This window comes from Bradyrhizobium sp. F1.4.3 (genome assembly GCF_040548375.1).
Classification (GTDB): domain Bacteria; phylum Pseudomonadota; class Alphaproteobacteria; order Rhizobiales; family Xanthobacteraceae; genus Bradyrhizobium.
In genome coordinates, this window is record NZ_JBEPRN010000013.1 from 58,355 (window position 1) to 67,500 (window position 9,146).

Below are 9,146 nucleotides of genomic sequence, written 5' to 3' on the forward strand. Positions count from 1 at the left end.
CGACGAGAGGAGCCACGAAGCTCACACCAGCTTCGGCGCTTCCACCGCGATCGTATCGCCGACGCCGATCTCGCCGTCGGCGATCACCTCGGCATAGATGCCGCAGTCCATGTGGCCGAGGTTGCGCGAGAGCGTCGGCGGGATTTCGAGATCGCGCTTGGCGGTTCCGGGATCGACGTTGACGGCCGGGCAGCGGACGATGCGCTTGACCACCTTCAGCCGGGCTGCGCCGATCGCCAGCGTCTGGCCGACGAGGTCGAGCTCGGACCAGGCCGGCCAGCCCTTCACGTAAAGATTGCCGCGGAAGCGCAGGGGATTGACGGCGGTCCCGCCGAGCATGGTCTCGATGGCGCGAACGCTGTTGAGATTGATGATGGACACGACCTTGCGGGCGACGTCGGAGAAGCTGTGGTCGCGGCCGGACAGCAGCTTCGGAGGCCCTTTCAGTTCGGGCTGAAAATTCGCCGTGAAATAGTCCTCGATCGCCGAGCGCCCGGCGGCGGTCTCGAGATCGCCGCTGGCGACGACCTGGCCGTCCTTTCGGATAGTCAGGCGGTTGGTCGCCTCGTCGAACCGGCTGTCGAGGGACGCCAGCCGCTCATTGCGCGCGAGCATCAGAAACTGGATTTTCGGCTTCCACTGGGGCTGCTCGGGATCGAATCCGCTTGGGCCGTTCTCGATGGCGTAGCGGCGGTCGGCGGGCAGGGTCTGGCCGGTCCGCAGGGGAACGCGGGGCAGGGGCTCCGGCGTGAGACCCTTGATCGGGTAGCGGTAGAGGCCGGTGATCTCGGCGGTCTGGCTGGCTGTCATGACGCTACTTAGGGGATTCGACCGGGCCCCGCCAAGCAGGACCGTTAGCGCACGAATTTGTGATCACGCCTCTTCCGATCCGAGGGCACGCTTCCCACATCTGGATCAGGCCGGCGCCAGCGCCGGCTGATAACGACCGTTGCCGGTTGAGGACCATCAATGCGGCCAGCGGAAACCCAATGAAGATGCCGTTTGGAGTGCCTTAGGGGCTCCAGGGGCAGGCCGAGGGAAAGAAAAGACATGAACATCGAGAAGTATACCGAACGCTCCAGAGGCTTCATCCAGTCCGCGCAGTCGCTTGTGATGCGCGAGGGGCACCAGCAGTTTTCGACCCTGCACCTCCTGAAAGTCCTGCTGGACGACAATGAGGGGCTGGCTGCCGGTCTGATCGACCGTGCCGGCGGCAATTCCCGTGCAATTTTGAAGGCGACCGAGGACGCCCTGAACAAGGTGCCGAAGGTCTCTGGCGGCGGCGCTGGCCAGATCTATTTGGCGCCTGAGCTTGCCCGCACCTTCGACGCTGCCGAAAAGGCCGGCGAGAAGGCCGGCGACAGCTTCGTCACTGTCGAGCGGCTTCTGCTCGGGCTCGCGCTCGAAAAGAACAGCGAGGCCGGCACGATCCTCAACAAGGGCGGCGTCACCCCGCAAAATCTCAACGCGGCGATCGAGGCGCTGCGCAAGGGCCGCACGGCGGACTCTGCGACCGCGGAGAACGCCTATGATGCGCTGAAGAAATATGCCCGCGACCTGACCCAGGCCGCGCGCGACGGCAAGCTCGATCCGGTCATCGGCCGCGACGAGGAGATCCGCCGCACCATCCAGGTGCTGTCGCGCCGGACCAAAAACAACCCCGTCCTGATCGGCGAGCCCGGCGTCGGCAAGACCGCCATTGCCGAAGGCCTGGCGCTGCGCATCGTCAATGGCGACGTGCCGGAAAGCCTCAAGGACAAGAAACTGCTTTCGCTCGACCTCGGCGCGCTGATTGCCGGCGCGAAATACCGCGGCGAGTTCGAGGAGCGGCTGAAGGCCGTGCTCCAGGAGGTGACAGCAGCCGAAGGCAATTTCATCCTGTTCATCGACGAGATGCACACGCTGATCGGCGCCGGCAAGGCCGACGGTGCGATGGACGCGTCCAACCTGCTCAAGCCGGCGCTTGCGCGCGGCGAACTGCACTGCATCGGCGCGACCACGCTCGACGAGTATCAGAAGCACGTCGAGAAGGATGCGGCGCTGGCGCGGCGCTTCCAGCCGATCTTCGTCAACGAGCCCTCGGTCGAGGATACGATCTCGATCCTGCGCGGCCTGAAGGACAAGTACGAGCAGCATCATGGCGTGCGGATCACCGATTCCGCGCTGGTGGCGGCCGCGACGCTGTCCAACCGCTACATCACCGACCGCTTCCTGCCCGACAAGGCGATCGACCTCATGGACGAGGCGGCCGCGCGGCTGAAGATGCAGGTCGATTCCAAGCCGGAAGAGCTGGATTCGCTCGACCGCGAAATCATCCGGCTCAAGATCGAGCAGGAGGCGCTGAAGAAGGAAAGCGATCTCGGCTCCAAGACCCGTCTTGGCGCGCTCGAGAAGGAGCTGGCCGACCTCGAGGAGAAATCTGCGGCGCTGACGGCGCGCTGGAGCGCGGAGAAGAGCAAACTCTCCGACGCCCAGAAACTGAAGGCCGAGCTCGACGGCTTGCGGGTCGATCTCGCCAACGCCCAGCGGCGCGGCGAATTCCAGAAGGCCGGCGAGCTGGCCTATGGCCGGATCCCGGAGCTCGAGAAGAAGCTTGCGGACATCGAGGCCAAGGAAAATACAACGCAGAACTCCGGCGAGATGATGGAGGAGGCGGTCACTGCCAACCACATCGCGCAGGTGGTCTCGCGCTGGACCGGCGTGCCCGTCGACAAGATGCTGGAAGGCGAGAAAGACAAGCTCCTGAGGATGGAGGACTCACTCGGCAAGCGCGTCGTGGGCCAGGCCGAAGCCGTGCATGCGGTCGCGACCGCCGTGCGCCGCTCTCGCGCGGGCCTCCAGGACCCGAACCGGCCGATGGGCTCGTTCATGTTCCTGGGGCCCACCGGCGTCGGCAAGACCGAGCTGACCAAGGCGCTCGCGGAGTATCTCTTTAACGACGAGACCGCGATGGTTCGCCTCGACATGTCCGAGTACATGGAGAAGCACTCGGTCTCGCGGCTGATCGGCGCGCCTCCGGGCTATGTCGGCTATGACGAGGGCGGCGCGCTCACCGAAGCGGTGCGGCGCCGGCCCTACCAGGTGGTGCTGTTCGACGAGATCGAGAAAGCGCATCCGGACGTGTTCAACGTCCTGTTGCAGGTGCTCGACGACGGCCGCCTGACCGATGGCCAGGGCCGTACCGTGGATTTCCGCAACACGCTGATCATCATGACCTCGAACCTCGGTTCGGAGTTTCTGGTGAATCAACCGGAAGGCGAGGATACCTCCGCCGTGCGCGAGCACGTGATGGCGACGGTGCGGGGGCATTTCCGTCCCGAATTCCTCAACCGCGTCGACGAGATCATCCTGTTCCACCGCCTCCAGAAGAGCGAGATGGGCCGGATCGTGGAGATCCAGTTCGGCCGGCTCGAGAAGCTTTTGACCGATCGCAAGATCGTGCTGACGCTGGATGGCAAGGCGCGCGACTGGCTGGCGGAAAAGGGCTGGGATCCCGCCTATGGGGCAAGGCCGCTGAAGCGGGTGATCCAGCGTTACGTCCAGGATCCGCTCGCCGAGATGATCCTGGCCGGCGACGTCAAGGACGGGGACTCGGTTGCGATCTCGTCCGAAGGCAACGTGCTGACCTTCAACGGCAAGGCGCCGCAGACCGCGGAGATCACCCAGTTCGACGCGCCGGTGTCGAAGCGCAAGCTGAACTGATCGTAGCGCTCACTGCAAAACCGCCCCGGAGAGGTCAACCTCTCCGGGGCGAATTGCTTTGACGAGGTTCGCCCTAGCTGACCGCGGACGCGGAGCCGGGATTGGCCGGACCTTCCTCGTCGCCCTCCTGTTCAAGCTCCGAAAGAATATCCACCAGTTCGCGCACGCGGCCATGCGCGAGCGGACGCAGGTCGTTGATCATGGGCTCGTCATTGGCGAGCCAGGCCTGGGCTTCGGCAAGCTCCTCGACTGTCGCGCCGGTTCCAATGATCTGGGCAATCGTGACGTCGTCAGCTCCGCTAACGGCCTTGGTCACATCGTCCCGAGAGAGATGCTGCATGGTTCCTCCTCCTGGAATTGCCCTTCGGGCGGTTCAAACGAGGGGCCCGCCGAACAGTTCCATTGGAAGGGAGGAAGCGCGAGGTGCCGGGAAAAGGCTGCCGGCGGAAAACAGCTAGCGGTTGGTGACCTGGAGCGGGCCGCCGGTCGCGTCCGACATCCGGGCGATAGCGCCGTTGCGGCCGCTCATCATGCCGTCGAGCCGGTCGCGCTCCTTCTCGAAGCCCGTGAGCATCGGGCCTTCCAGCGAACGACCGCGCGGCAGCTTGACGCGCATCGGGTCAACGAAGCGGCCGTTGACCAGGATTTCGTAGTGAACGTGAGGCCCTGTCGACTGGCCGGTCGAGCCGACGAAGCCGATGACCTGGCCCTGACGCACCTTCTTGCCGGCCTCCATGCCTTTGGCGAAGGCCGACATATGGCCGTAGGCGGTCTCGTAGCCGTTGTTGTGCTTGATGCGGATGTATTTGCCGTAGCCGCCCTCGAGCTGGGCCTTCTCGATCACGCCGTTGCCGGCGGCAAAGATCGGCGTGCCGTAGGCGGTGGCCCAATCGACGCCGGTGTGCATCTTCACATAGCCGAGGATCGGATGGCGGCGGCCGCCGAAGCCGGAGCGCATGATGGCGCTGTTGACGGGCTTCCTGACCAGGAACTTCTTCGCGCTCTTGCCGGTCTCGTCATAGTAGTCGACGACGCCGTCGTCGGGGCTCTGGTAGCGGTAATATTTCTTGGTCTCGCCGCCGACCGTGAGCGAGGCGAACAGAACGTCGTTCTTTTCGGTCGCCGTCACGCCTTCGTCCTCGCCGGCGTAGAACACGTCGAAGGAATCGCCCGGCTGCACCTTGCGCTGGAAGTCGACGTCGTAGGAGTAGATCTTGATCATGTCGTCGATGACCGGCATCGGCACCTTGTTGCGCATCGCGGTCTCGTAAATGCTCTGGTAGAGCCGCACGCCGGTGCCGTCGTCATCCTCATCATCGTCGCTGTTGGCGTTGGCCGCACCGTCGGCGACGGTGTTCATGCTGGAGACGTCGACGGCGACGTATTTGCCGAGATCGGACAGCGCCGCGATCGCCTCGACCATGGTGTCGTTGGCGACGACGACGCGGTAGGGCTGAAGTCTTGCGCCGGGGCTTGCGGGCGCCATCAGGATGCGGAGCTTTTCGCCTTCCTTGATACCGCCGTCGCGGCCGCGGGGCCCGAGTGTTGCGGCAATCGCCTTGATCTCGTCCGGCGTGGCGCCGAGATCGCGCAGCACGGAGGAGACCGAGTCGCCCTTTTTGACGATGTGGATGCGCTCGCCGTTGGGATTGCCGCCGGTGATCTGCTCCTTGGTCTTGGGCAGCAGCGTGACGTTTTCCGGCACCACGCGGGTCTCGAAGCCGGCATAGGGATCGGACGGCGACGCTTCGGTGGCGTAGGCCATCTTCATGTCGGACGGGCCGGTCGCGCCGGAGACGTCGGCTGTGGCGTTGGCGAGTGCGGCGTAGCGCACTCCGCCATTGCCGCGCCAGTTGGCAGCGTCGCGGACCCGCATCAGGATGTCGTCGAGGGCGACCACCGCGGAAATCTTGGCCTTCGGCAGCACCGGCGACAGGTCCTTGGTGACGAAGGAGACCTCGGCATCCGGCTCGACGGCTTCGGGATTGTTGGGATCGTCGGCGGCGGCCTTGGGGTCGGAGCCGACGTCGGAGAGCAGACGCTGGGCGTTGAACGGCGGGATCTTCGCCGACAGATCGCTTGTCGTCATCGACAGATTGCCGGCGATCCGGATGAAGGGGCGCACGCGCATCACGTCGCGGTTGCCGACGCGGGCGACGGTGGAGACGCGCACGATGTTGCGCGACGCGGTGGATTCATTCGGCGGCGGCAGCCGGTCGCTCTTGTGCAGCGTGGCAGCGCGATCAGCTGCGCCAAACGCACCGCGCAGCGCGCCTTCGACTCGCTCCGGCACCTTGGCGAAAGTCATTTCGCCGTCGAGAGAAGCGAAAACGGCGCCGCCGATCAGGGCTGCGCCGCAGAGTCCGGTCAGAATTGTCCCGCTAAACCATTGCACCGAGACGCGACGGCGATCGATGACGGCGGCTTCGGAACCATCAACGGACAGCGGCGGCTCGTGGCCGAGATCGATGATCCCGGTCTCACGCCCGTAAGCGCCGCGTGACGTCCTGTGGTTCAACCCAAGTCCCCCAATCAACGACCCGAGACGCCCTGTTTCACGCTTCCCCCTGGTCGCCCTCTTGAAGGGGGATCGCGGGAAAAGGCATGCCGCATAGTCGTTCGCGCTCAGGAAGCCCCGACGGGGCCCGGCCGAAATTACGAACAGCTAAGCGGGTAAAGGTCTCTCGATGTCTCTCGAATGTCCGAAGAAGGCCGCGTCATCGTAAGATCGCCTCCCTCTGACCCCGTGAAAATCGCAGGCAGCCCCCACTGGCATCCCGCGATTCAAGCTAGTCTCTTACCAGAACGCCGTGGGATTGTGGCTCTAGTACGGCGTCCAGTATGGAAAAAGTTTCCTGAACGGGCCGGCGCCCGGGCCTTGCCGGGAGGGGTGCCAAAAGCCGCTCCCGGAGCCCCACGGGCCCAAACTTTTTTTGGGTTTTTTCATCGGGCGACGCGGTCCCGTCCGCTTGAGGTCCGCCTAACCATCTGGAAACGCGTGAATTTTTCCAACAATCCACCGTGCGACGATTTGTTGACAATGGCCGTTGACAATCTCGAGCGGGGGGGCCTATAACCCGACCACTGAGCGCGGCGCCGCCGGGTCACTGACCAAGGCGAGCGAACGCGCCACTGATGCTCCTCACCTTGTTGAGTGACACAACAATCGACGTAAGTCGATTGGGGTTCATTCATCGCCGGTAAGAGTGTCGGAACCCTTCCTCCGAGGAAGGTTGGGGCCGTCTGGTCCCGGGCTGTTTGACAAGTGAAGATGAAGAAAGAGAAACGTGGACGGCGGAGTCCTTGCGGGTCTCGCATTTGAGAAGCTTCGGCTTTTCGGATCGGGGCCGGACGAAAGACTTCGGCGGTACACGTTTTAAGGTTACACCATCGTTGCCAGCGATGTGAATCGCAGGCAGCTCGTCGACTTCGGTCGGCGAAAAATGGTGGGACCTCGTCAAACGTTGTGATCAGCCGGTTCAAAGTTCAAGTCCAACTTGAGAGTTTGATCCTGGCTCAGAGCGAACGCTGGCGGCAGGCTTAACACATGCAAGTCGAGCGGGCGTAGCAATACGTCAGCGGCAGACGGGTGAGTAACGCGTGGGAACATACCTTTTGGTTCGGAACAACACAGGGAAACTTGTGCTAATACCGGATAAGCCCTTACGGGGAAAGATTTATCGCCGAAAGATTGGCCCGCGTCTGATTAGCTAGTTGGTGAGGTAATGGCTCACCAAGGCGACGATCAGTAGCTGGTCTGAGAGGATGATCAGCCACATTGGGACTGAGACACGGCCCAAACTCCTACGGGAGGCAGCAGTGGGGAATATTGGACAATGGGGGCAACCCTGATCCAGCCATGCCGCGTGAGTGATGAAGGCCCTAGGGTTGTAAAGCTCTTTTGTGCGGGAAGATAATGACGGTACCGCAAGAATAAGCCCCGGCTAACTTCGTGCCAGCAGCCGCGGTAATACGAAGGGGGCTAGCGTTGCTCGGAATCACTGGGCGTAAAGGGTGCGTAGGCGGGTCTTTAAGTCAGGGGTGAAATCCTGGAGCTCAACTCCAGAACTGCCTTTGATACTGAGGATCTTGAGTCCGGGAGAGGTGAGTGGAACTGCGAGTGTAGAGGTGAAATTCGTAGATATTCGCAAGAACACCAGTGGCGAAGGCGGCTCACTGGCCCGGTACTGACGCTGAGGCACGAAAGCGTGGGGAGCAAACAGGATTAGATACCCTGGTAGTCCACGCCGTAAACGATGAATGCCAGCCGTTAGTGGGTTTACTCACTAGTGGCGCAGCTAACGCTTTAAGCATTCCGCCTGGGGAGTACGGTCGCAAGATTAAAACTCAAAGGAATTGACGGGGGCCCGCACAAGCGGTGGAGCATGTGGTTTAATTCGACGCAACGCGCAGAACCTTACCAGCCCTTGACATGTCCAGGACCGGTCGCAGAGATGTGACCTTCTCTTCGGAGCCTGGAACACAGGTGCTGCATGGCTGTCGTCAGCTCGTGTCGTGAGATGTTGGGTTAAGTCCCGCAACGAGCGCAACCCCCGTCCTTAGTTGCTACCATTTAGTTGAGCACTCTAAGGAGACTGCCGGTGATAAGCCGCGAGGAAGGTGGGGATGACGTCAAGTCCTCATGGCCCTTACGGGCTGGGCTACACACGTGCTACAATGGCGGTGACAATGGGACGCTAAGGGGCAACCCTTCGCAAATCTCAAAAAGCCGTCTCAGTTCGGATTGGGCTCTGCAACTCGAGCCCATGAAGTTGGAATCGCTAGTAATCGTGGATCAGCACGCCACGGTGAATACGTTCCCGGGCCTTGTACACACCGCCCGTCACACCATGGGAGTTGGTTTTACCTGAAGACGGTGCGCTAACCAGCAATGGAGGCAGCCGGCCACGGTAGGGTCAGCGACTGGGGTGAAGTCGTAACAAGGTAGCCGTAGGGGAACCTGCGGCTGGATCACCTCCTTTCTAAGGATGGTTCTTCAGAAGCTTGCTTCTATCGAACCGTTTTAGAAACATCAGTGGCCAACGATCGTCAGGATTGTTGAGCTGCATTGGCGGGATTTCGCCGTCTACGTTTCTCTTTCTTCGCGGACGAACACGCGCTGGGGCTGCAGGCTTGCAGATCCCTGGTCCTTGACTGGATATGCGTTAGGGGCTTGTAGCTCAGTTGGTTAGAGCGCGCGCTTGATAAGCGTGAGGTCGGAAGTTCAAGTCTTCCCAGGCCCACCACACTCATCGAGTGAGCATTCGTCTTCTGGTTACGGGGCCATAGCTCAGCTGGGAGAGCGCGTGCTTTGCAAGCATGAGGTCGTCGGTTCGATCCCGTCTGGCTCCACCAGATGGTTTGATCATCGACTGATCGTGCACCGAAAATCGTCCGCGAAACATCACTTCGCACCCACCAGTCCGGATGGACGGTGACGTGCG

4 protein-coding genes, 2 tRNA genes and 1 rRNA gene are annotated in these 9,146 nt (G+C 62.3%); 4 read left to right on the top strand and 3 right to left on the bottom strand.

Annotation, left to right across the window (positions count from 1 at the left end; genetic code table 11):
* Positions 1-21: 21 nt before the first annotated feature.
* A complete protein-coding gene (locus ABIB73_RS27225; RefSeq protein ID WP_354228968.1) occupies positions 22-810 on the bottom strand; it encodes an MOSC domain-containing protein in 789 nt (262 codons plus the stop codon).
* A gap of 240 nt (positions 811-1,050) precedes the next feature.
* Between ABIB73_RS27225 and clpB the strand changes: the two genes are divergently transcribed.
* Positions 1,051-3,702: an ATP-dependent chaperone ClpB gene (gene clpB, locus ABIB73_RS27230; protein WP_354228970.1), complete on the top strand. Its 2,652-nt coding sequence runs from the start codon at positions 1,051-1,053 to the stop codon at positions 3,700-3,702.
* Positions 3,703-3,775: 73 nt separating this feature from the next.
* Here the strand turns inward: clpB and ABIB73_RS27235 are convergent, their stop codons facing one another.
* Positions 3,776-4,042: a hypothetical protein gene (locus ABIB73_RS27235; protein WP_354228972.1), complete on the bottom strand. Its 267-nt coding sequence runs from the start codon at positions 4,040-4,042 to the stop codon at positions 3,776-3,778.
* A 114-nt stretch (positions 4,043-4,156) separates the two neighbouring features.
* Positions 4,157-6,220: a peptidoglycan DD-metalloendopeptidase family protein gene (locus tag ABIB73_RS27240; RefSeq protein WP_354228974.1), complete on the bottom strand. Its 2,064-nt coding sequence runs from the start codon at positions 6,218-6,220 to the stop codon at positions 4,157-4,159.
* Between the two features lie 975 nt (positions 6,221-7,195).
* Here ABIB73_RS27240 and ABIB73_RS27245 point away from each other — a divergent pair.
* The 3 genes from ABIB73_RS27245 (at position 7,196) to ABIB73_RS27255 (ending at position 9,057) form a co-directional block, all read left to right on the top strand.
* Positions 7,196-8,684 (top strand): 16S ribosomal RNA (locus ABIB73_RS27245).
* A gap of 187 nt (positions 8,685-8,871) precedes the next feature.
* A tRNA-Ile gene (locus ABIB73_RS27250) sits at positions 8,872-8,948 on the top strand.
* A 33-nt stretch (positions 8,949-8,981) separates the two neighbouring features.
* Positions 8,982-9,057, top strand: a tRNA-Ala gene (locus tag ABIB73_RS27255).
* Positions 9,058-9,146: the final 89 nt, after the last annotated feature.

What these genes read in the sequence shown, in the direction of transcription:
- ABIB73_RS27225 (WP_354228968.1), bottom strand. Translation starts at nt 810, where the DNA reads ATGACAGCCAGCCAGACCGCCGAGATCACCGGCCTCTACCGCTACCCG.
- clpB (WP_354228970.1), top strand. Translation starts at nt 1,051, where the DNA reads ATGAACATCGAGAAGTATACCGAACGCTCCAGAGGCTTCATCCAGTCC.
- ABIB73_RS27235 (WP_354228972.1), bottom strand. Translation starts at nt 4,042, where the DNA reads ATGCAGCATCTCTCTCGGGACGATGTGACCAAGGCCGTTAGCGGAGCT.